The organism is Sphingobacterium sp. SGL-16 (genome assembly GCF_011043515.1).
Taxonomy (GTDB): Bacteria; Bacteroidota; Bacteroidia; order Sphingobacteriales; family Sphingobacteriaceae; genus Sphingobacterium; species Sphingobacterium litopenaei.
In genome coordinates this window covers 15,266-37,492 of sequence record NZ_JAAKGQ010000013.1, presented here as the reverse complement: position 1 = coordinate 37,492, position 22,227 = coordinate 15,266, and the positions used below count along the sequence as shown (strand labels likewise).

The following is a 22,227-nucleotide window of genomic DNA, read 5'->3' as shown; positions in this document are numbered from 1 at the left end:
CTATTGAATTTTAACTTATTACTTTAACAAAATGTGTCAAATTTGTCAGGCAGTAACTGTTACCGAAAACAAGGTCATTGATAGAACAGGTCAGAATGCTTCTTCTATCTTTAACCAACGTACTTTGGAACAGGATTACAGAACACTTAAATCGGCTTTGAAGCCAGGTTTGAGAGTTTTGGATATTGGCTGTGGCACCGGTTCGATTACCAAAGATATAGCGCAGTTGGTTGGTCCGACTGGTTATGTTATTGGTGTGGACAATACGGAGTCATTTATTGCCGAAGGCAAAAAGCTTTTTGATGTGGAGAATCTAGAGCTTATCCATATGGATTTTTTAGATTTCGAAACAGAAGAAAAATTTGACCTAATTGTATCTGCGCGTACATTTCAATGGATTTCTACGTTGGATAAAGCCATTGATAAAATAAAATCCTTGTTGAAACCTAATGGTCAGATTTCGATTTTGGATTATAACCACGAAGCCATCAATTGGACACCAAAAATTCCAGCGACTATGCAGAACTTTTACAACATGTTTTTGATGTGGCGTAAAGATGCAGGCATGAACAACCGCATCGGTTTTGACTTGATTGATATCTTTGAAGAACACGGCTTTGACCAAATCGAGATTTTCAACGCAGACGAACATTATGAAAGAATGTTCCCTGGCCACGTTGAAAAAATCAAAGTTTGGTCCAAAGTAGCAGGTTCTAAACAAATGGTGGAAGAAGGTTACATTTCCGATGCCGAGCGTTTGCAAGCTATCGCAGATTATAACAATTGGGCAGATAAAGAAGCAACAAGTATGACCCTAAAATTGAGAGAAGTAAGAGCTCGTGCTAATTAAAAATTAGAAATTAAAATTTAAAAAGCACAAGATAATAATTCATTTAAACTCAAATTAAATAGGTTTTTGCCCTTTTAATTTTGACTTTTTACTTTGAAAGATGAAAAAATTTGAAAAATTAACTTCAAGCGTAGTTCCACTACCGATTGAAAATATCGATACCGACCAAATCATCCCGGCTCGTTTCTTAAAAGCGACGACTCGCGAAGGTTTTGGCGACAACTTATTCCGTGACTGGCGCTACGACAGCAACAATCAACCAAAAGCTGATTTTGTGTTGAATGACCCGAAGTTTTCAGGTCAAATCTTAGTCGCTGGTAAAAACTTCGGTTGTGGTTCATCACGTGAACACGCAGCATGGGCTATCGATGACTACGGTTTCAAAGTTGTAGTAAGTTCATTCTTTGCCGACATTTTCAAAGGTAATGCCTTGAACAATGGCGTATTGCCTATCACTGTATCAGAAGAATTTTTAGAAAAAATATTCGCTCAAGTTTTTGCTGACAACAACGCACAATTAGTGGTGGATTTGGAAGCACAAACATTGACAATCGCAGCAACTGGCGAATCATTCGAATTCGAAATCAATCCGTACAAAAAATCATGTTTGATTAACGGTTATGACGATATCGACTTTATTTTAAGCCACAAAGCTGAAATTGAAAACTTCGAGCAAACAAGACCTTTTTCTTTTTATAGATAAAAAATAAATGACAGAACCAGTCGTCCATATTGCTAATTTAACGATTCAATACCCAAATAATGTGGTGTTAAATTCTCTTGATTGGGCTATCCAGCAATGGGAAAATTATGTTATTGGAGGCACGTCTGGTTCTGGCAAAACAACTTTAGCAAAAGCTATCGCAGGATTAATTCCCTCGGATAATGCGATAAAATTGAACTTCGATTCATCCAAATCCCTTCCTGCTAAAGTTGTCTATATTTCCAACTGGTATCAGTTTACCAATTTAGAAGGTGACCGCAATTTCTACTACCAACAACGCTATAACCATCATCAAGGTCATGATACCTTGACCGTGAAAGCAGAGTTGGAACACTTCGCCAAGAAAGAAAATTTAGACTTTTCAGCTATTCAACAACGTATTCAGGATTTTGGTTTTGAAGATGTACAATCTTCACAATTGATTGAATTGTCAAGTGGTGAGCACAAGAAATTGCAATTAGTTCGCGGATTATGGGTTAAACCGCAACTTTTGATTATTGACGAACCGTATACAGGTTTGGACAAGAACGCAAGAGCCGTATTGAATACTTGGTTGGAGGATTTAGTAGAAGAAGGCGTACAGCTTATTCTTATTACCAACGACATTTTATTACCAAATTCTATCAATCGCTTTGCACATATAGTAGATGGCAAGATAGAAATAGTAGATTCTCCAGCAGAATTTGCGAAAGATAAAAAACGTCAGAAAAAAGAATTACCTACTTTCTTACGTGAAATTCCAGAAACGAACTACGAAACGGTAGCTGAAATGAATAACATAAACATTCGTTATGGCGAAAAAGTCGTATTGAAAGACGTTTCATGGAAAGTAAATGTTGGCGAAAAGTGGTTACTACAAGGACCAAATGGTTCGGGTAAATCGACTTTATTGAGTCTTATCAATGGCGACCATCCTCAAGCTTATGGACACGACCTTTCTTTGTTTGGAAATAAAAGAGGTTCTGGCGAAAGCATTTGGGATATAAAACAAAAAATAGGGATTATTTCTCCCGAAATGCACTGGTATTTCGACCAAAATGCTACGGTATGGCATACCATTGCTTCTGGTTTTTATGACAGTATTGGTTGGTTTATTGATGTAAAATACCAAGAGCAAAAACAAATAGAAGAATTGTTGGAGTTTTTTGATTTGACGGAATACAAAAATCAAAATCTACAAACACTCCCGTTAGGAAAGCAAAGACTAGCGATGTTGGCAAGGACAATAGTTAAGAATCCGCCATTGTTAGTGTTGGATGAACCTTGTCAAGGTTTGGATAATGACCAAGCCAAATATTTCAACGATGTAGTAGATGAATTGGCGCAATACGGCAAAACATTAATTTATGTGGGTCATTACGAGTCGCAATTGCCATCCTGCATCGAACATAGAATTGTATTAGAGAAGGGCGAAGTAAAAGCCATAGAAAATATAACTGTAAAAAATAAACATTTAGAAAGCGCTATTGTGTAAGAGTTGAGAGCGATTATATCTCTTGATTTTTACTTTATACTTTTGAAAAAAATGAAGAAAAATATTCTAATCATTCCAGGTGATGGAATCGGACAAGAAGTAACAACTTGGGGTAAACAAGTTTTAGAAGCTATTGCGGAAAAATATAACCATGAATTCGTTTTTGACGAAGCTATCATGGGACATACTGCTATCGAAGCGACTGGTAATCCATTACCGGATGAAACTTTAGAGAAAGCGAAAGCTTCGGATGCGATATTATTTGGTGCTATCGGTCATGCTAAATACGATAATGACCCTTCAGCAAAAGTTCGTCCAGAGCAAGGTTTATTGAAAATCCGCAAAGAATTAGGTTTATATGCAAACTTACGTCCTATTCTATTATTTGATGAATTATTAGATGCATCAAGCTTGAAACCTGAAGTGTTACGTGGAACAGATATTTTATTCTTCCGCGAATTGACAGGTGACGTTTATTTCGGGGAGAAAAAACGTAACGAAGACAACACTTTTGCTTCAGATTTGATGAACTACCACCGTTACGAAGTCGAGCGTATTGCACGAAAAGCATACGAAGCAGCACGTACTCGGGGCAAAAAATTATGTTCGGTAGATAAAGCTAACGTATTGGAAACTTCACGTCTTTGGAGAGAAGTGGTTCAGGAATTAGCGAAAGAATATTCGGATGTGGAAACAGAACACATGTTTATCGACAATGCAGCAATGCAATTGGTGAAAAATCCGAAAAAATTTGATGTCGTATTGACTGCTAACTTATTTGGTGATATCTTGACTGATGAAGCTTCACAAATTGCAGGTTCAATGGGTATGTTAGCTTCAGCCTCTATCGGTGATAGTACAGGTTTCTTTGAGCCCATACACGGTTCTGCACACGATATCGCTGGACAAAACAAAGCGAACCCATTAGCTTCTATCCTATCAGCGGCATTGTTATTGGATATTGCATTTGGTCTTCAAGAAGAAGCGAAAGCAGTAACTACAGCTGTAGCTGACACATTGAAAGCGGGTTGGAGAACAAGTGATATTGCAAATGGAGAAACACCTGCAGATAAAATTTTGGGCACAAACGAAATGGGCGCTAAAGTTTTAGAATTTATTAAATAAGAAATAACCAAGGTATAAACATATAAAGGAAAAGACTATGTTACACGATCCGAATCACTTATATATTTTCGACACGACATTACGTGATGGTGAACAAGTACCGGGCTGTCAATTGACAACACCTGAAAAAATCGATATTGCAAAAGATCTCGAACGCTTAGGTGTAGATATTATCGAAGCAGGTTTCCCTGTTTCAAGTCCTGGTGATTTTCAATCAGTAGTTGAATTATCAAAAGCTGTAAATGATGTAATCATTTGTGCTTTGACTCGCGCAAATAAGAACGATATTGACGTTGCAGCTGAAGCATTGAAATATGCAAAAAGACCACGTATCCACACCGGTATTGGTTCTTCAGATTTACATATTCAATATAAATTCAATAGTACACGCGAAGAAATCTTGGAACGCGCTGTAGCCGCTGTAAAACATGCTAAATCGTATGTAGAAGACGTAGAATTTTACGCTGAAGATGCAGGTCGTGCTGATATTGAATTCCTTGCTAAAATGGTTGAGGCTGTAATTGGAGCTGGTGCAACTGTAGTTAATATTCCAGATACAAACGGATATTGTTTACCCGATCAATACGGTTCTAAAATTAAATTCTTGAAAGAGAATGTGAAAAACATCGATCAAGCAATAATCTCGGCACACTGTCACAACGATCTAGGTTTAGCTACGGCTAACTCTATCGCTGCTGTCCAAAATGGTGCACGTCAAATAGAATGTACTATTAACGGTATTGGTGAAAGAGCAGGTAACACATCATTAGAAGAGGTTGCTATGATTTTGAAAGTACATAACCAAGCTTTCGGAGGTTTAACTTCTAATATAGACAGCAAATTATTCACATACATTTCACGTAAAGTGTCTGATATGATGAATATGCCTGTACAACCAAACAAAGCTATAGTAGGTCGTAATGCATTCGCGCACAGTTCAGGTATCCATCAAGATGGATTCTTGAAACACCGTGAGACTTATGAGATTATCCGTCCAGAGGATGTTGGTTTGGAAGAAGCGGATATTATCTTGACAGCTCGTTCAGGTCGTCACGCGCTGAAACACCACTTAGAACGTCTAGGTTATACATTAGATAAAGATACATTAGCGGATACTTACCAACGTTTCTTAACGTTAGCAGATGCTAAAAAAGAAATCACTGACGAAGATTTATTGACGTTGGTACAATAATTAAAAGGCTGGCAAATCCAGCCTTTTTTAAAATCATCTATACAACAATTAAACAATGAGCTTAGATATTGCTACTTTACCGATAGATTCTTTACAAGCTAAGGAAAGAATAAAAGCTGTAGTGACAAGGACTCCTTTGCAATACAATATACATTTGTCCGAGAGATATGGTGCGGATATTTATCTAAAAAGAGAAGATCTACAAGTTGTACGCTCGTACAAAATACGCGGTGCTTTTAACAAAATTTCATCTTTATCAGCAGCTCAACGTGCTGCTGGTGTTGTATGTGCTAGTGCTGGTAATCATGCCCAAGGCGTAGCCTTATCATGCAAAAGACTAGATATCAAAGGCGTAATCTTTATGCCTGGTCCTACACCACGTCAGAAAATCACCCAAACTGAGATGTGGGGAAATGGCAATATTGAAATTATCTTGACAGGAGATACATTTGACGATTGTCAAAAAGCGGCGTTGGATTATTGTGCACAAAACAATATGACTTTCATCCCTCCTTTTGATGATGTACAAATTATCGAAGGGCAAGGAACTGTTGCGGTGGAAATTTTAGAAGATCTTCCTGATGTTGATGCCGTGATTATTCCAATTGGTGGTGGGGGTCTTTCTTCTGGGTTAAGCTATCATATGAGCAAATATTCACCTACTACCAAATTATACGGGGTAGAACCAGAAGGTGCACCTTCTATGCAAGCAGCACTGGCGAATGGAGGTCCTATAGAGTTGGAACAAATAAACAAATTTGTGGATGGTGCTGCCGTTAAGAAAATTGGTCAGTTAACTTATGAAATCAGCTCCCAATTATTGGATTCTGTTAAATCAATTCCGGAAGGAAAAATCTGTACCACGATATTAGAATTGTATAATAAAGATGCTATTGTAGCTGAACCTGCAGGAGCATTGGCTATAGCCGCATTGGAATTTCACAAAGAAGAAATCAAAGGTAAAAAAGTCGTTTGTATAGTTTCTGGAGGAAACAATGACATCGACCGCATGAGTGAAATCAAAGAAATGTCTTTGCTTTATGAAGGTTTCAAACACTACTTTATCGTTCGATTCCCACAAAGACCAGGTGCACTTCGTCTTTTAGTAACAGAAGTTTTGGGTCCTAAAGACGACATTACACGATTTGAGTATATCAAGAAAACAGAACGCGAGCGTGGTCCTGCGCTAATCGGTATCGAATTAAACAATCCAAAAGATTACATTCCATTCATTGAACGATTGAAGGCTTATAAATTCGACTTTATCGAGGTCAACAAAGACCAGACTTTATTCGAATATTTAGTCTAAAAATCATAAACCTAAAAAATTTGTAGCTCAGGAAATCCTGAGCTTTTTTATTATATTCATGACTCATTTACCTATGAATGAACAATTTAATTTTTCAGACGTTATAAATAGGTACAAGATTGTAAACTAAAACTATTATAGCTATGAAAAACAAAATCACAACAGCACAAGACAAGAGTAGAAATGTAGCAATGGGAAATCCTACATCTGATAAACAATTTGTCGAAACAAAAACATTGAAAAGACATCAAGGATTACCAAATCTAGGTGCTCAAAAGAATGGACCTCAGAAAAATAATAAATCAACAGATAACGAATAAACTTAAAAACTATGAAATCTAAATTAACAATAGTAGTATGTCTACTAGCTTTTTTTACATTTAATTTTGCTTTTGCTCAACAAGACAAATCCAAACGTCCTAGCCCTCCAGATTCGGTTCATGTAACCACATCGGATGGTGTTCATATTGCTATTGATTACAGCAAACCATCGTTGAAAGGACGTCAATTGGGTATAGACATTGCAAAATTAGGTGAAGTATGGCGAACTGGTGCTAATGAAATCACAACCATATCTTTTGACAAGGATGTTTTGGTAGAAGGGCAAGCCTTACCAAAAGGTAAATATGGCTTGTGGACGATTCCAAGCGAATCTGAAACAACAGTGATATTTAGTAAAAAATGGCAAGGTTGGGGCGTTGGCTACAGCGACAAAGATGACCAACTTCGTGTGAATGTTAAAAACTCAATGGGTAATCCTTCTGTAGAACAATTTACGATCTCTGCGGATGCATCTGGCAAGATAAATCTAGCGTGGGGGGAATATATAATTCCGATTACTATTAAGGCGGCAAAATAATTTTAAAAACAGAAATAAAAGGACGAGATCATATAATCTTGTCCTTTGTTATTAAACATCATATCGTCCGCACGGGAGTATGAAGAAAAAAATATTAATAATTCTAATAAGCCGCAGTGAAACGCTGTTTAATGTGTTTTGGCTGTTCTACTTCATCAGCAATAACTACCGCAACATCTTCTACCGAAAGTACACTTCTTCCATTTTCATCGGCTACGGGATAATCGGTTCCTAGTCGGTAAGTACCTTTGCGTACGCCTGAAGTACCTGGATGCATTTCGAGTGCTGGTGAAAAGAAAGTCCAATCCAGCTCTGTTTCTTCTTTCAATATATTCAAATAATCCCTGGCAGCTAATGCACCCGGTCTAATTTCTGCAGGAAATTCAGGAGTATCCACAATTTGAATTTCTGGAGTGGCTTGCAGGCTTCCAGCACCACCAATCACGATTAAACGTTTTACACCAGCTTTTTTAGTCGCTTCTTGAATGGACTTAGATCCTTTCAAAAAATCATCATATAAGTTCGGATTAGTCCATCCGGCATTGTACGCACTTACCACCACATCTACATCAGCAAGATTAGTGGCTAATTTTTCTACATCATTCGCATCTAAAGCAATTTTTTCTACATTTTCATGTGCTAAAATGTTTTCTGTATTACGTGCAAAAGCCTTAATGGAGTGTTTACGGTTTACTAATTCCGAAACTAGATGCTTACCTACAAATCCAGAGGCACCAATAACTGCAATTTTCATATCTCTTCTTTTATATTTAAATGAAACAATTTTTGTTACAATAATGTTTAAAAAATTTTAATCGAACTGATTCGAAAAATCTTTTAGTGTTTGCTTGTTTAATGTTGCTATCAATGCGGTATCCGTCTGATCAAACAGTTCATCTAACCTCCCGTTCATTTGTCTTCCAACAGCGCAATTCGGATTAGGCTGATTTTTTCTTCCCAACATATTCTCTTTGTTGACAATCTTATACAGATCCCCCAACAAAATCTTTCGCGCATCAATGGCCAAAGCACAGCCCCCGATTTTACCTTTTTTTGCTTCGATTAAACCCGCTTCACGCAATAATTTGATTTCTCTACGAACCACTACAGGGTTGACGTTGATGCTTCCTGCAATAAAATCCGAGGTAATTAATTCTCCCTGATTTTTGTCAAGCAACACCAAAATATGTATAGCCGTTGAGAATCTTAAATTATTCATATCGGTACAAAAGTAACAATAATTTTTAATGTAACAAATTTTATTACATTAAAAGTTTATAAATAAGGGAGAATTTACATTCTCCCCTCGTAATTATTTATTTTTCAAATATTTCTCTAAGAATTGATCTTGTTCCCAAAGTAAATGGAAAATATTCTCCTTAGCAGCATAACCATGCGATTCGCGTGGAAGAATCACCATACGTACTGGAGCGCCTAAATTTTTCAAGGCTTGGAAATAACGTTCAGTTTGCAGAGTAAAAGTTCCGGGATTGTTATCCGCAGCACCATGAACCAATAGCATCGGTGTTTTCATACGATCAGCACTCATGAATGGAGACATAGTCATATACAATTGAGGATCATCCCAAAAGTTACGTTGCTCCGATTGGAAACCAAACGGTGTCAAGGTACGGTTGTACGCACCAGATCGTGCAATTCCCGCAGCAAAAAGATTAGAATTAGACAATAAATGCGCGGTCATAAAAGCACCATATGAGTGTCCTCCGACAGCTACTTTCTTACGATCAATATAGCCTAAAGCATCCACTGCATTAATTGCCGCTTCCGCATTCGCTACCAATTGAGGAATAAACGTATCATTCGGCTCAGCTTTGCCTTCTCCTACTATTGGAAAAGCTGCGTTATCCAATACCGCATAACCTTTGGTCACCCAATAAATAAATGAACCATAGCTTGGAAAAGTAAATTCTTTAGGGTTTGCCGTGCTTTGACCTGCGGTCGCTTTATCTTTATATTCACGTGGGTAAGCCCAAATCAGCAGTGGTAATTTCTCTTTTCTATTGAAATCATAACCTGCAGGAAGATAAAGGGTACCAGAAAGTTCAACTCCATCATTACGTTTGTAATTGAGCACCTCTTTATGAACAGCTTCTAAACTTTTAAACGGATTTTCAATTGCTGTTACGGCTTTCGTTTTACCTGATTTGATATTTTTAGTATAATAATTTGGGTATTGTTTAGCCGATTGCAACGAAATCAAAATATCGCCTTTTGTGATATCTACAACTTCCGCAATGCGTTCCTGCAATTCAGAAGATGGAGCTGTATAAATTCTTTTTTTCTTTAAAGTCTTTAAATCCAACTCATCGATAAAAGGAAACTCTCCTTCTTTTGTAAAGCCTGGACCAACCCAATATGTCTTATCTTTATTGATAAACATAGAATAAGTACCGAATTGATTTCGTTCACGGTACACTGAACCCGGATTTGAATACACATCTTGACTATTGCGATCAATGATCACTTTCGTATCACCTGAAGTTGGATTCAATAAGAAAGTTTTACTGTTTCGTGTATCATACCAGCTTGAGGACACCAACGCATAAGTATCATTACCCCAAATAATTCCAGCGAAACGATCTTTTACTTTGGTTAAAGATTTTGGTTCTCCATTGAATGGATATTCCCAAGTAAAAAGTTCATCTCTGAATTCCACGGCTTTGCTTGCATCTCCACCATCCAATGCCTGTACAAAGAACAAGGTATTAGGCTTATCCGTTCGCCATGTCAACATACGTTTTCCAGGACGCGTTGAAGAAAAACCTTTTGGCTGAATTTCCAGCAAAGGTGTTTCATTGACTTTTTGAATCAAGGTACCATCTACAGCATATACATTTGCTTCTTGCGGAAAGGAATTATAAGGCACTACATAGGAAAACGGCTTTTTCAATTTTGATACTAATACATATTTACCATCTGGTGATACATTTGCCTGTGTATATAAATCCGAAGCTAAAAATTTAGTTTGCTTTCCTTGCAAATCAATCCAGTACAATTCTGCCGTTCCTAATGAAACGAAATCCTGTTCATCCTGTGGATTTTTAAGTAAATCCTGATAAGTACGCAATTGCGAAATTTGCCCACCACTCGTCGAAACAACAGGTCCAGAAGGCAAATCTTTGCTGTGATCAATTAATGCGGGACGATTAGCTGGTGATTTGCTAATAAGTAAGCCTTGAGAATTACGCAACCACTGATACGGATCATTTAATACGGCATTCAAATCATAATCTGTCAATTGCTTTGCTGATTTGTTTGCTACATCCACCAACCAAAGCGAGACTCCTAAATCATTTGTATGTGTAAAAGCAATGTACTTACTATCAATTGAAAACGACACATTAGAAATCAACGCATTGGCTGGCAATCCTGCAATATCAAATTCTTTTCCAACTTGCGCAGAACGCAGACGAAGATTGTGGAAATAATTTTCTGTGCTCGCAATTCTAGTCTTTGCATTTATCCGAAGACCTGCCAATCGCAATTCTTCTTGTCCTAACTCCTCCAGACTTTTGTAAGTAGGTCTATAACTTAATAGTACCCACGATTTATCGGGGCTTAAACTGACAGCGGGCGGCCTTTGATAATCCGCCAATGCCAAAATTTCTGAAGAAGGCTTTTGAAAAGTAACATTTTCTTGCGCATGGACATTTAGTCCTAATAAGAATAGAAAAAAGAAAGGTATTTTTTTCATAATTAGAGTATAATCAAAGAAAAAAGCGATATAATTTTATCAATTTTTGGATGAAGTTTTTTTCTTTTTGAATCCTCTAAAATATAACAAATAATATAGAATATTAACGAAATAAATTTCTTTTTTGACAATAAAATTCTAATCCAATTGTCATGCAAAAATTAGGATAAAAAACAAATTTTTAAAGTTATCCACACCCGCCAAATATTGATTTACAGTCTTTTACAAACAAAACCATTCAAATGAGGCAGTTTTATAATGAAAGATCTGAAGAATGTGGAAAAGTATAACTACCTCTCGGAACTAAAATATATGATATTTGTTAAGGATCCCAGAAAATCATCTGTGATCGCAGCGTTTATTTACAAATCTTAGTAAATTTTTTGTTCAAAAGAAACACTTTTGGATAGGATTTACTGTCAAACTTAATATACAACATGGCAAGAATCATTAAATTCGAAAAAAACGATTGTGCTCCATGCGCACAAGTGTCGGCGTACTTAGACAGTAAGGGTATTTCGTATGAGACGATCAATCCATTTGATGAACCGGAGTTGGCTGTTAAGTTTAAAGTTCGCACTGTTCCAACGGTTATCGTTTTGGACGGTGAAGAAGTGAAGCACCGTGTGATCGGTTTCAAACCTCAAGAATTAGAAGAAGCTGTAGCTCAATAAATATTTATCATAAAACTACCTATTTATGATACTCTATTACGACTCAAAAACAGGAAATGTACAGCGCTTTATTGATAAAGTGGTACAAATTACTGGATGGACAGCGATTCGCATTCAAAAAGATATGCTTATCGAAGAAGAAGGACATTTGGTGACCTTTACGACCAATTTTGGTCAAATTCCCGCTATTACGGAAGATTTTGCATCTAAAAATAGTGCAAAGCTATATTCTGTAACTTCTAGCGGAAACCGCAATTGGGGTAGAAACTTCGGTGTAGCAGCAGACAAAGTAGCGGCACATTTTGAAATTCCGTTAGCATTCAAATTTGAGCTTTCGGGCACGATGGAAGATATTAATCAATTTATAGACATAATTAAGAATCAATACTATGATAGCAAACGAGGTAGCAAAAAACTGGATATTGCTTAATAATGAAATCATGATCAAACATGATGACGAGTACAGCTTGCATAAAGACAAGGAAGCTGTGCGCGCCTATTTCTTAGAGTATGTAAACAAGAATACGGTATTCTTTTACACACTTAAAGAAAAAGTTGATTATTTGATCGAACACAATTATTATATCAATTTCTACGAGTGGTTTACATTTGAAGACATGGAAAAGGTGTACAATTATGTGTATGCTAAAAAATTCCGTTTTCAGTCTTTCATGGCGGCCTTCAAATTTTTCCAAAGTTATGCACTTCGTGATGACTCCGGAGAGAAATTCCTGGAGCGCTATGAAGACCGTGTTGTAGCGGTATCGTTGTTTTTAGCACGTGAAGAAGGTGTACAAAAAGCTATCGAGTATGCCGAAATCATGATTAATCAAGAATATCAGCCTGCTACCCCGACATTCTTGAATGCTGGTAAAAAACGTTCTGGTGAATTGGTTTCATGTTTCTTGGATGAAATCGGTGACAACTTGAATGGTATTGGTTATGCTGTAGATTCTGCAATGAAATTATCATCTATCGGTGGTGGTGTTTCATTCAACATATCAAAAATCCGTGCACGCGGTGAAGCTATCAAAGGCGTAGACGGTCGCGCAGGAGGTGTACTTCCTATTATGAAAATCATGGAAGATACGTTCTCTTATGCCAACCAATTAGGTCAACGTCCTGGTGCTGGTGCGGTGTACTTAAATATTTTCCACTCGGACATCGAAGAATTCTTAGATTGTAAGAAAATCAACGTGGACGAGAAAGTACGTATCAAATCATTGTCTATTGGTATCATCGTTCCAGATAAGTTCATGGAATTGGCAGAGAAAGACGAGCCTTGTTACTTGATTTATCCACATACTGTAATGCAAGAGTATGGTCAGTATTTGGACGAAATGGATATGGATCAATGGTACGATGAGTTGATCACCAACCCGAACGTTAAGAAAAAGAAAATCAATGCGCGTCACTTATTAGTGAAAATTGCACAGACACAAAAAGAGTCTGGATATCCCTATATTTTCTTCAAAGAGAACACAAACCGTGCACATGCGTTGAATGGCATTGGTCGTGTAAAATTCTCTAACCTTTGTACAGAGATCATGCAAGTATCTGAAGTTTCGGATATCGAAATCTATGGCAAAGAAGATACAATCCGTTACGGGATCTCCTGTAACTTAGGTTCGTTGAATATTGCTACGGTAATGGACAACAAACGTATCAAAGAATCTGTGAAAACAGCTATGCGTGCATTAACGGTAGTAACAGATGTTACAGATATCGCTATGGTTCCATCTATCGCAAAAGCCAACAGAGAATTACACTCTGTAGGCTTGGGTGCAATGAACTTACATGGCTTCCTAGCGAAAAGCTTTATCATGTACGAATCTCGTGAAGCTTTAGATTTTGCCAATACTTTCTTCATGATGATGAACTATTACTCTTTGGAAGCGTCTATGGAGATTGCTAAAGAGCGTGGACGTACTTTCGTAGGTTTTGAAAAATCAGATTATGCATCAGGTGCATATTTTGACAAATACTTAGAACGAGATTATTTACCACAGACTGACAAAGTAAAAGAACTGTTTGAAGGATTGCACATTCCTACAATTGAAGATTGGAACAATTTGAAAGCTCAAGTACAAGAACATGGTATTTATCATGCTTACCGCTTGGCTATCGCTCCAAATCAATCTACTTCGTACATTATGAATGCTACGGCATCGGTAATGCCAATTGTGGATATCATCGAAGTACGTGAATATGGAGATAGTACAACATACTACCCTATGCCTTACTTGACAAATGATAATTATTTCTACTTCAAGTCAGCATACGATATGGATCAAATGAAAGTATTGAAACTGATTTCAGTAATCCAACGTCATATCGACCAAGGTGTATCTACTATTTTGCACACGAATTCTAAAGATTCGACTCGTGATTTAGCGAAATATTATATTTATGCGCACAAATTAGGCTTGAAATCCTTGTACTATACCCGTACACGTAAGTCTTCGATCGACGAGTGTATCTCATGTTCGGCATAAACTAAAATTTTATACATCATATGAATAAGCTAAATCTTTAGCTTATTCATATTTTTGACTTTTTACTATTAATTTTTGACTTCAAATAATGAGTAAGCAATATACGGCCGTAAATTGGAATACGCCAGACAATGATTATGCATTAATGTTCTGGGAACAGAATATTAAACAATTTTGGATTGATACCGAATACATTCCTTCAAAAGATATCGACAGCTGGAAAGGTCTTAGCTGGGATATGAAAGAGTGTTACAAAAAAGCTTTAGGTGGATTGACTTTATTGGATACGCTACAAAGTCATACGGGTATGCCTAAAATCATTGATCATATAACCTCTTTACAAAACAAAGCTGTATTGTCTTATATGTGTATGATGGAAGCTATCCACGCCAAATCATACTCTACTATCTTTACGACAGTATCTACAACAAACGAAATCAACGATGTATTTGGTTGGGTATCGCAAAACAAATTCTTGCAATATAAAGCTTCTACAATTGATCAATACTACCGCGCTATTGACAAAGAAAATCCTTCGGATGAAGAATTATTTATGGCTTTAGGTGCTTCGGTATTATTAGAGTCTTTCTTGTTTTATTCTGGATTCTTCTTGCCATTGTGGTTGTGTGGTCAAGGACAAATGGTTGCTTCTGCAGATATCATCAAAAAAATTGTAGCGGACGAATCTATCCACGGTGTATTCGTAGGATTAATCGCACAAGAAGTATTCGCTAAATTACCAAACAAAGAAGAAGTAAAAGAGAAGTTCTTGAAATTACTAAACGACTTGTACGAAAACGAAATCAAATACACAGAAGAATTATATACTGTAGTAGGTTTGACTTCAGAAGTAAAAGAATACGTTCGTTACAATGGTAATAAAGCATTGATGAACTTAGGTTTCGAGCCTATCTTCGAAGTAAAACAAGTCAATCCTATTGTATTGAACGGTTTGAATACTGATACGACACAACATGATTTCTTCTCCAAGAAATCTACTAACTACGAGAAAGCAACTGAAATTGTGCACTTAATGCATGATGACTTCGATATGGATGCTTCAGTAGATATTTAAGAAATTATATATAATAAAGCGATTTTTAACTCCCTTTCAGAAATTCTGGAAGGGAGTTTTTATTTTATTTGGAAATTAAAATTTTATAATCTACATTTGTAGATGTAAATAAACAATTGTAGACTTATGACGCTTTCTAAAACCGAAGAACAATTAATGGAAATCATATGGAGATTAGAAAAAGCTTTTATGAAGGATATAATGGAAGCATATGACGAACCCATTCCAGCGAACTCCACTGTGTTAACATTACTCAAAAGAATGCAGGATAAAGGATTTGTTGGTTACGAGCTTTTTGGAAATTCACGTCAATACTATCCACTAGTCAACAAAGAAGATTATTTCGGCAAACATGTCAATAATCTAATAAAAGATTTTTTCAATGATTCACCATTACAATTCGCTTCTTTTTTTACGAAGAGTTCGAATTTATCAAAGGAAGAATTACTGGAATTAAAAAAAATAATTGATGACGCTGTAAAAAATGAAAGTCATGATTAGTTATATCCTAAATTATCTATTGTGTTCAGCATTACTGTTTATTCCTTATAAATTATGGATAGAAAACACGAGCCTGCTAAACTTTAAGCGAATTTATCTGCTTGCTATTATTATACTTCCATTCATCATTCCTTCTTTAAATTATACTTTAAGTCCAAAAAATAATCTCGAAAGACTTCCCATTCCGAATATCCATATCGAAGATAGAGCAGAACAAATTATAGCCCCAGCACAGATAGAACCAACTTTTATAATTACAACCGACGAAACTATTCATTGGTCCGAAATACTAATTATTGTATATTGTATTGTTTCATGTGTACTATTTTTTAGATTTTTATCTAATCTATATACCATTTACAGGCTAAAAAAATCAAGTCAATTAATACAAAGCCAATTTTATACTATCGTATTATCTGAAAACGTAACAACCCCGTTCAGCTTTTTTAACAATGTGTTTGTAAATAAACTTGAATACCAAAATGGTATACCACAAACCATATGGCAACATGAAGAAGGACATATCACTCAACGTCATAGCTTTGATATTCTTCTTTTAGAAATAACAAAAATTATCGCATGGTTTAACCCCACTCTTTATCATACAAAAGTATCCATGCAATTTAACCACGAATGTTTGGCAGATCGCCATGTACTCAGGGACAAAAATATTATACGCGATTATTGTTATCTCCTGCTGAATTTACCGCCAGAGCCTTCCCGAAATCAACTCGTAAGCGAATTAAATTATAAACAAATTAAAAAGAGATTAATTATGATGAATCAAAGAACTTCCAACAGCAAAAAAATAATATGGTATGGACTATCCTGCCTTATTTTAATTAGCAGTACAGTTATCTTCTCCAAAAAGAATATAGTATTAGGCGAAATTATCACGCAACTTAACCAGAAACAGATCGAACAAGACACTTCTAAACTAAAAATAGCTAATGGTGCTCCTGCTGATTTAATCGCGGAATATGATAGTGTAATAAATGCAATTACTACTTTAAAAAAAGATAAGTCAGGCAAGACCTACACAAGCAGAAATATGAGCGGAGTAAATGTTGACCGTATGGCATTCATCGCCTCTATTATGTCAAAGGAACAATCGGAAGCACGAACAGAAAAGAATGAGTTATCGCCTTACAAATTTTGGAGTGTATATATAACTAAGCCCAACAAAAGAACACCTACAAAGCAAGAATTTGACAATTGGCAAAACACGAAGGTGTACGGTGTGTGGATAGATGGTAAAAAAGCTAAAAATACAGAATTGAAAAAATTAAAGAATACAGATATTGTCTTATACTACGTGAGCAAACTACATGGCAAAGCTAAAGTAGGTCGCTCTTACACACATCAATTGGATGTATATACTCAACCCTATTATGATGAAGCATTCAAAAATCGCAAATAAAATTATGCATTGATAAATGTAAAATAATAGATTAAGAACACTATTAACTCCCTTTTAGAAATTCTGGAAGGGAGTTAATTTTTACAAAAAAACATCAAATGACACTTGAATAATCTATCGATACAAACAATGTAATTATCAAGAGATATGGAAACAAATAAAATAGTTAAATAAACAACCCACAAATGTTAAAATTAAAAACAATTGGAGTAAAATTATTACCTTAGACTACAACTGATTACAGTTGCACTAACATTCATAAAAATTATATGAGAAGAATTTTATATGTTATCCCTTTTCTATTTTTGCTTGCATTAAGCTGCGAAAAGGATAATACCCCTCCTACCAAGACTGATACAGATCAAGAGATTATTAAAAATTGGGATAAATCTCCAGAAGCCTATTTAAGAGATTCCACTTTGTACCTTACAAAATTACTGTCCTTATGGCAAGAGAGTATTGTACCATCCAATATCAATGATATTCTAGATACCGTAAAAGTGAGACGGATTACCAAAGACTATGACAAGGCCGAGGATCTTTTAGATTACCTAATTGGACTTACTCCAAAAGATTCCAAAGGACAACCCTATGACAGATTTAGCTTCTTGGATAGACAAGGTGCTGTAGCAGAAGAAATTCAAGAAGGCACAGGCACAAGTTATGGAATATATGTATTATACCTGCAGACAGCCGAATCCGCTAAAGACAATAACAATGCAGATCTCTATGTACGAATGCTTGATCTGAATTCGCCTGCTTATGATGCAGGGCTACGTCGGGGAGACCGAATTTTAAGTATCAATGGAAATACTAAATACGATTATAACACGCAAAAAGCTCAGAATTTCAAGGGAATTAATGATGCACTAAATTCCAATTCTATGAATGTCAAGTGGCAAAAACCGAATGGCGAAATCATAGAAAAAACAATTACTCAGGCTAAATATAGTATCAATCCTATTTTAAGTACTTGGGTAAAAGATATTGAAGGCAAAAAGGTAGGTTATTTTGCTTTTAGTTCATTTATTAGCATAATAAACAATCAGGGACAATCGAACTCTTTATATACCAGCCTTCAAAACTTATTTAATAACTACGAAACACAAGGTGTGTCTGAGTTAATAGTAGATTTACGTTACAATGGTGGAGGATCAACTTATACTGCTGAATATTTAGCAAATAAACTTGCCCCTGCTGCTGCGACAGGAAAAAGAATGTACTATTACAAATTAAATCCTATTGTACAAGAAGAACTCGCAGAAGAGTTTAAACCAGTTGATTTCAAAAAAATAGGAAATCTTAACTTAACTAAAGTTTATTTCTTAGTGACAAGTTCGACAGCGTCAGCAAGTGAACTATTGATTAATTCATTGAAACCTTACTTGAATGTGCAAATTATAGGTTCGGAAAACACATACGGTAAACCGGTTGGATTCTGGGGTATTCCTATTGGTAAAAAAGGAGCGCAGGCTGATATTTATGTCACTTCTTTCCAAATGTTTAATGCCGATAATTACGGTAATTACTTCGAAGGTCTTGTTCCAAATAAACTGACTAGAGAAGATTTCCTGAAAGATTTCGGAGATGTGGAAGAAGGATTTATTGCAGAAGCAGTTTACCATATCAAAAATGGATCGTATTCTACAGGGACACGCTCTGCTGTTTCTGCAAAAGATGCGCAACGGGTTAATAATACTTATCTATTAAAATCTATTGAAAGCAATAGAGCAGCAGATGTAGGAATGTTTAAATTCGGTAAAGAAAAGATTAAGCTAAAATAATATAAAACAAAACAGGACTTGTTAATCAAGTCCTGTTTTTGTTTAAATATCAGTTACTTCTGTATCTCTTACCTGCACATTCGTCCAATATTTACTGTATTTTGCCGCCGCCTCAGTATGTATAGGATGCGTTTCATAGACATTGATAGCAGCTAAATCTTCAAAAACAACAGTAATACTATAAGAAAAAGAATTGTCAACAACAGATCGAGGATTCGTCCCCGCTGGTTTTCCTGCAGTAAAAGATTTAATACTAGGAACTGTTTTTAGAATTTTAAAAAATTCTAAAAAATCCTTTTCTTCCTCTGCTGTAATCCCTTCTTTAAGCCAAAAATAAACTTGATGTATAATATTACCTGATTTCATAATGTTTTCCTTCTCTTCGTTAGGATTATTGGAAACTGTACAAGAGGCTAATACGCTTGAAGATATGCCGGCAATACCAGCATTTAGAAAAAATCTTCTTTTCATATATTAAAATTTAGAATTTGTTAGGTAGTTCATTACTAACAAGATACTAAATTATACCGCTTAAGCAATTATTTTAGTAAGATTTGACAAATCTTCTATTAAATAGTTATCATTGGATAACCTATTTCTCTCTGTCTCATACTTAGTAACCGCAACACAGGTTAGTCCAGCTTGAGTAGCTGCCGTAAAACCTGTAATAGTGTCTTCAACAGCTATTATCTGTTCTTTTGGCAGATTTAATTTTTGTGTTGCCAATTCATAAGGTTCTGGATTAGGCTTTGGATTCTCTACTAATTCCCTTGTAACAAAAAATTCAAAATAATCGAGCAATCCGTGATGACCCAACACCGTATCTACTGTAGTTGTATAACTGGACGTGACTAACGCCATACGCACACCTTTTTGCTTTAAATATTCTAATGTTTCTTTCGCGAAAGGCATTAAACATATTGTAGTCATATCCGATTTTGCGTAATTGGCTCTCGTGGCAGTCCACATAAATTCTTCGGTAGTCTCAATACCAAAATGATCTTTTAAATAACCAACATTGCGAACTAAGGTATGCCCTGCAAAATCTTTAATCCAATCTTCAAATGTAATATGCAACTGAAATTCATCGGCAAGAATAGGTGCCCAATTGCTGTAGTAAAAATATTCTGAATCTATCAATGTGCCATCTAAATCAAATAAAACGGCTTTTACGGTAGGTGCTATCATAGGACTAAAGATCGCAAAATATATTGTGATATAATACCTTATAATATGGTTTTATTGTAATAAATAAGCCTTTCCAACTTGGAAAGGCTTATTTTACCTATTAATTGTATCCTTGATTTTGTTTTAAAGTTCCTCCACTTCGATCGATTTCTGTTTGTGGAATTGGAAAGTAATCGTTTTGTGGTCTGAAAACTAATCCTCTAAAGAAAGGAATATAATTTCCTTCAAAAGAAGAATAACTTTCTAAAACATTTTTCGCTACCCCCCAACGCACTAAGTCAAAAAATCGATGACCTTCCATTGCTAACTCTAACCTACGCTCCATCCTTACTGCTTTACGCGCGTAATCTTGACTTGGGAACGATGGATAAGGTTTTACTTGATAATTTGCTACAGGTTGACCATTTACTGTTTTTGCAGGAAGTTTAGCCGCACGATTGCGTACCGCATTGACATATGTTAGCGCTGCTGTCAAATCATTCAATTCTACAGCACATTCTGCAGCCATCAAATAAACATCTGCCAAACGCATAATATTTACATCTAAACCTGTGATATAATTCTCTCCAGCCACAGCATGACTTGCAAATTGACTTTGTTTAATCATTGTTTTCATACCCACAAATGGTCCTGCGTCAGGTTGCTCATATCCTTCTGATTTGCGAATCCAAGGATCTCCCGGCATTACTCCGTAGTCCAAAAAAGGCACACCTCTTCTTCCCACTGTATAATCCAATCGCGGGTCTACACGTAGTGTAACATCCAATTGATAACTTGCTTTTTGGGCAGCAGTAAGTCCGTAATCTGATTTATATGGATTGTTTCTATACTCTCCATCCAAATAAGGTAGGCCATTAGCATCTACTTTATATGCATTTACCAAGTCAATAGTTGGCTGATAAAAACCGCAACAGCTCACCGGAGCAGCATAAATACCACTAAGCATATCACCTACATTGGCATTGTCTGCCGAACCATTCGGATTTATAGCATGTTTGGAAACTAATAAAGCCTCAGGACCATCCTCTTTTTCTACGTCAAAATTATCTTCAAAAGGCATAGCAGTTAAATCTTTACCAGCAAGGACATCTCGAAATAACGGTAATGCCAAATCATATTTTTTTTGATATAAATACAATTTTCCAAGATAAGCCTTGGCGATGCTTTTATCCATTCTTCCCGCTTCCCCATTGATTTTTGTAAGAGGAAGATTCTCTGCCGCAAATTTTACATCTTCGATGATTTTTTCATAGATATCCTCATCATTAGGTTTCGTTTTGGATTCTTCCAATGTGGTATTCTCATCAATCCAAGGCAGATTTCTGAAGACACGCCACATAAAAAAATAGTAGTGACCACGTAGCATTCGTGCTTCTGCTTGAATTTCGGTAGCACGCGTCGCTGAAATTTCCTTATTTCCCTCTTGATCTTGCTTTAAAACATTTAAAGTGGTATTGGAACGTAACACGCCTTCGTAATATACCTGCCACATCGTCGTCAAATTATCATTTGCTGGATTTGGATTCATCTTCTCAATCAGATTCATATTTGGCTGATCTGATTCTTCCGACCCTTTGTGAGCATTATCAGATGTAATTTCACCGAATACCCACTGGCTAGGAGCAGCAGCATAATTACCCCAAGAGCCACTTACATTACCATTCATAATACTGTAAGCTCCAAGTAATACAGCTTCAATCCCTTCACCATTTAAGATTTGTCCTTCGCCCAATTGTCCCTGCGGAGTTTTATCCAAAAAATCCTTTCCGCAACTATTTAGTAATAGCCCAATGGCTAAAGAGGCTATATATATTAATCGTATTTTCATAACATCAAAATTTC

General features: G+C 36.0%; 21 protein-coding genes. 15 read left to right on the top strand and 6 right to left on the bottom strand.

Annotated features, from left to right (window positions below; all coding sequences use genetic code 11):
• The first annotated feature begins 31 nt into the window (after positions 1 to 31).
• The 8 genes from G5B32_RS06665 to G5B32_RS06630 all read left to right on the top strand — a co-directional run bounded on the left by G5B32_RS06665 (position 32) and on the right by G5B32_RS06630 (position 7,533).
• Entirely contained in the window at positions 32 to 850 is an 819-nt protein-coding gene (locus tag G5B32_RS06665) for a methyltransferase domain-containing protein (RefSeq protein WP_165290767.1), read from the top strand.
• A 100-nt stretch (positions 851 to 950) separates the two neighbouring features.
• Positions 951 to 1,553, top strand: coding sequence for a 3-isopropylmalate dehydratase small subunit (gene leuD / locus G5B32_RS06660; RefSeq protein ID WP_165290766.1), 603 nt, complete (start codon positions 951 to 953; stop codon positions 1,551 to 1,553).
• 7 nt (positions 1,554 to 1,560) lie between these two features.
• Positions 1,561 to 3,048: an ATP-binding cassette domain-containing protein gene (locus G5B32_RS06655; protein ID WP_165290765.1), complete on the top strand. Its 1,488-nt coding sequence runs from the start codon at positions 1,561 to 1,563 to the stop codon at positions 3,046 to 3,048.
• Positions 3,049 to 3,099: 51 nt separating this feature from the next.
• Positions 3,100 to 4,173 carry a 3-isopropylmalate dehydrogenase gene (gene leuB, locus G5B32_RS06650; RefSeq protein WP_165290764.1) on the top strand — a complete coding sequence of 358 codons (1,074 nt, stop codon included), beginning with the start codon at positions 3,100 to 3,102 and terminating at the stop codon, positions 4,171 to 4,173.
• 37 nt (positions 4,174 to 4,210) lie between these two features.
• A complete protein-coding gene (locus G5B32_RS06645) occupies positions 4,211 to 5,365 on the top strand; it encodes a 2-isopropylmalate synthase (RefSeq protein WP_165290763.1) in 1,155 nt (384 codons plus the stop codon).
• A 55-nt stretch (positions 5,366 to 5,420) separates the two neighbouring features.
• Positions 5,421 to 6,674 carry a threonine ammonia-lyase IlvA gene (ilvA, locus tag G5B32_RS06640; protein ID WP_165290762.1) on the top strand — a complete coding sequence of 418 codons (1,254 nt, stop codon included), beginning with the start codon at positions 5,421 to 5,423 and terminating at the stop codon, positions 6,672 to 6,674.
• A gap of 143 nt (positions 6,675 to 6,817) precedes the next feature.
• The gene (locus G5B32_RS06635; RefSeq protein ID WP_165290761.1) at positions 6,818 to 6,994 is read left to right on the top strand and encodes a hypothetical protein; all 177 of its coding nucleotides are present in this window, start codon (positions 6,818 to 6,820) and stop codon (positions 6,992 to 6,994) included.
• Between the two features lie 11 nt (positions 6,995 to 7,005).
• Complete coding sequence (locus tag G5B32_RS06630) at positions 7,006 to 7,533, top strand: DUF2911 domain-containing protein (protein WP_165290760.1); 528 nt, start codon at positions 7,006 to 7,008, stop codon at positions 7,531 to 7,533.
• Between the two features lie 103 nt (positions 7,534 to 7,636).
• Here G5B32_RS06630 and G5B32_RS06625 read toward each other — a convergent pair whose 3' ends face one another.
• From G5B32_RS06625 to G5B32_RS06615, 3 genes are all read right to left on the bottom strand, one after another.
• Positions 7,637 to 8,287 carry an NAD(P)-dependent oxidoreductase gene (locus G5B32_RS06625; RefSeq protein WP_165290759.1) on the bottom strand — a complete coding sequence of 217 codons (651 nt, stop codon included), beginning with the start codon at positions 8,285 to 8,287 and terminating at the stop codon, positions 7,637 to 7,639.
• A 57-nt stretch (positions 8,288 to 8,344) separates the two neighbouring features.
• Complete coding sequence (locus G5B32_RS06620; RefSeq protein WP_165290758.1) at positions 8,345 to 8,752, bottom strand: RrF2 family transcriptional regulator; 408 nt, start codon at positions 8,750 to 8,752, stop codon at positions 8,345 to 8,347.
• A gap of 93 nt (positions 8,753 to 8,845) precedes the next feature.
• A complete protein-coding gene (locus G5B32_RS06615; protein ID WP_165290757.1) occupies positions 8,846 to 11,248 on the bottom strand; it encodes an alpha/beta hydrolase family protein in 2,403 nt (800 codons plus the stop codon).
• A 437-nt stretch (positions 11,249 to 11,685) separates the two neighbouring features.
• Between G5B32_RS06615 and G5B32_RS06610 the strand changes: the two genes are divergently transcribed.
• The 7 genes from G5B32_RS06610 (at position 11,686) to G5B32_RS06580 (ending at position 19,197) form a co-directional block, all read left to right on the top strand.
• On the top strand, positions 11,686 to 11,922 hold the full coding sequence (locus G5B32_RS06610) for a glutaredoxin family protein (protein WP_165290756.1): 237 nt from the start codon (positions 11,686 to 11,688) through the stop codon (positions 11,920 to 11,922).
• Between the two features lie 25 nt (positions 11,923 to 11,947).
• Positions 11,948 to 12,352 carry a class Ib ribonucleoside-diphosphate reductase assembly flavoprotein NrdI gene (gene nrdI / locus G5B32_RS06605; protein WP_165290755.1) on the top strand — a complete coding sequence of 135 codons (405 nt, stop codon included), beginning with the start codon at positions 11,948 to 11,950 and terminating at the stop codon, positions 12,350 to 12,352.
• The gene (gene nrdE / locus G5B32_RS06600) at positions 12,312 to 14,417 is read left to right on the top strand and encodes a class 1b ribonucleoside-diphosphate reductase subunit alpha (RefSeq protein ID WP_165290754.1); all 2,106 of its coding nucleotides are present in this window, start codon (positions 12,312 to 12,314) and stop codon (positions 14,415 to 14,417) included. The genes nrdI and nrdE overlap by 41 nt, the downstream gene beginning before the upstream one ends.
• An 88-nt stretch (positions 14,418 to 14,505) precedes the next feature.
• On the top strand, positions 14,506 to 15,492 hold the full coding sequence (gene nrdF / locus G5B32_RS06595) for a class 1b ribonucleoside-diphosphate reductase subunit beta (protein WP_165290753.1): 987 nt from the start codon (positions 14,506 to 14,508) through the stop codon (positions 15,490 to 15,492).
• A gap of 126 nt (positions 15,493 to 15,618) precedes the next feature.
• Positions 15,619 to 15,993, top strand: coding sequence for a BlaI/MecI/CopY family transcriptional regulator (locus G5B32_RS06590; protein ID WP_165290752.1), 375 nt, complete (start codon positions 15,619 to 15,621; stop codon positions 15,991 to 15,993).
• Complete coding sequence (locus tag G5B32_RS06585) at positions 15,977 to 17,413, top strand: M56 family metallopeptidase (RefSeq protein WP_165290751.1); 1,437 nt, start codon at positions 15,977 to 15,979, stop codon at positions 17,411 to 17,413. The genes G5B32_RS06590 and G5B32_RS06585 overlap by 17 nt, the downstream gene beginning before the upstream one ends.
• A 269-nt stretch (positions 17,414 to 17,682) precedes the next feature.
• Positions 17,683 to 19,197: a S41 family peptidase gene (locus tag G5B32_RS06580; RefSeq protein WP_165290750.1), complete on the top strand. Its 1,515-nt coding sequence runs from the start codon at positions 17,683 to 17,685 to the stop codon at positions 19,195 to 19,197.
• A gap of 42 nt (positions 19,198 to 19,239) precedes the next feature.
• Here G5B32_RS06580 and G5B32_RS06575 read toward each other — a convergent pair whose 3' ends face one another.
• The 3 genes from G5B32_RS06575 to G5B32_RS06565 form a co-directional block, all read right to left on the bottom strand.
• Positions 19,240 to 19,668 (bottom strand): Dabb family protein, encoded by a 429-nt coding sequence (locus G5B32_RS06575; protein ID WP_165290749.1) that lies wholly within the window; start codon positions 19,666 to 19,668, stop codon positions 19,240 to 19,242.
• Positions 19,669 to 19,728: 60 nt separating this feature from the next.
• Entirely contained in the window at positions 19,729 to 20,385 is a 657-nt protein-coding gene (locus tag G5B32_RS06570) for an HAD family hydrolase (RefSeq protein WP_165290748.1), read from the bottom strand.
• Between the two features lie 100 nt (positions 20,386 to 20,485).
• Entirely contained in the window at positions 20,486 to 22,213 is a 1,728-nt protein-coding gene (locus G5B32_RS06565; RefSeq protein WP_165290747.1) for a RagB/SusD family nutrient uptake outer membrane protein, read from the bottom strand.
• Positions 22,214 to 22,227 lie beyond the last annotated feature (14 nt).

Bases quoted from the DNA above. Each gene is read 5' to 3' on its own strand.
- nrdF (WP_165290753.1), top strand. From the start codon at position 14,506: ATGAGTAAGCAATATACGGCCGTAAATTGGAATACGCCAGACAATGAT.
- G5B32_RS06635 (WP_165290761.1), top strand. From the start codon at position 6,818: ATGAAAAACAAAATCACAACAGCACAAGACAAGAGTAGAAATGTAGCA.
- G5B32_RS06645 (WP_165290763.1), top strand. From the start codon at position 4,211: ATGTTACACGATCCGAATCACTTATATATTTTCGACACGACATTACGT.
- G5B32_RS06565 (WP_165290747.1), bottom strand. From the start codon at position 22,213: ATGAAAATACGATTAATATATATAGCCTCTTTAGCCATTGGGCTATTA.
- G5B32_RS06575 (WP_165290749.1), bottom strand. From the start codon at position 19,668: ATGAAAAGAAGATTTTTTCTAAATGCTGGTATTGCCGGCATATCTTCA.
- G5B32_RS06615 (WP_165290757.1), bottom strand. From the start codon at position 11,248: ATGAAAAAAATACCTTTCTTTTTTCTATTCTTATTAGGACTAAATGTC.
- G5B32_RS06665 (WP_165290767.1), top strand. From the start codon at position 32: ATGTGTCAAATTTGTCAGGCAGTAACTGTTACCGAAAACAAGGTCATT.
- G5B32_RS06580 (WP_165290750.1), top strand. From the start codon at position 17,683: ATGAGAAGAATTTTATATGTTATCCCTTTTCTATTTTTGCTTGCATTA.
- ilvA (WP_165290762.1), top strand. From the start codon at position 5,421: ATGAGCTTAGATATTGCTACTTTACCGATAGATTCTTTACAAGCTAAG.
- G5B32_RS06590 (WP_165290752.1), top strand. From the start codon at position 15,619: ATGACGCTTTCTAAAACCGAAGAACAATTAATGGAAATCATATGGAGA.
- G5B32_RS06625 (WP_165290759.1), bottom strand. From the start codon at position 8,287: ATGAAAATTGCAGTTATTGGTGCCTCTGGATTTGTAGGTAAGCATCTA.
- G5B32_RS06610 (WP_165290756.1), top strand. From the start codon at position 11,686: ATGGCAAGAATCATTAAATTCGAAAAAAACGATTGTGCTCCATGCGCA.
- G5B32_RS06585 (WP_165290751.1), top strand. From the start codon at position 15,977: ATGAAAGTCATGATTAGTTATATCCTAAATTATCTATTGTGTTCAGCA.
- G5B32_RS06655 (WP_165290765.1), top strand. From the start codon at position 1,561: ATGACAGAACCAGTCGTCCATATTGCTAATTTAACGATTCAATACCCA.
- G5B32_RS06620 (WP_165290758.1), bottom strand. From the start codon at position 8,752: ATGAATAATTTAAGATTCTCAACGGCTATACATATTTTGGTGTTGCTT.
- leuB (WP_165290764.1), top strand. From the start codon at position 3,100: ATGAAGAAAAATATTCTAATCATTCCAGGTGATGGAATCGGACAAGAA.
- nrdE (WP_165290754.1), top strand. From the start codon at position 12,312: ATGATAGCAAACGAGGTAGCAAAAAACTGGATATTGCTTAATAATGAA.
- nrdI (WP_165290755.1), top strand. From the start codon at position 11,948: ATGATACTCTATTACGACTCAAAAACAGGAAATGTACAGCGCTTTATT.
- G5B32_RS06630 (WP_165290760.1), top strand. From the start codon at position 7,006: ATGAAATCTAAATTAACAATAGTAGTATGTCTACTAGCTTTTTTTACA.
- leuD (WP_165290766.1), top strand. From the start codon at position 951: ATGAAAAAATTTGAAAAATTAACTTCAAGCGTAGTTCCACTACCGATT.
- G5B32_RS06570 (WP_165290748.1), bottom strand. From the start codon at position 20,385: ATGATAGCACCTACCGTAAAAGCCGTTTTATTTGATTTAGATGGCACA.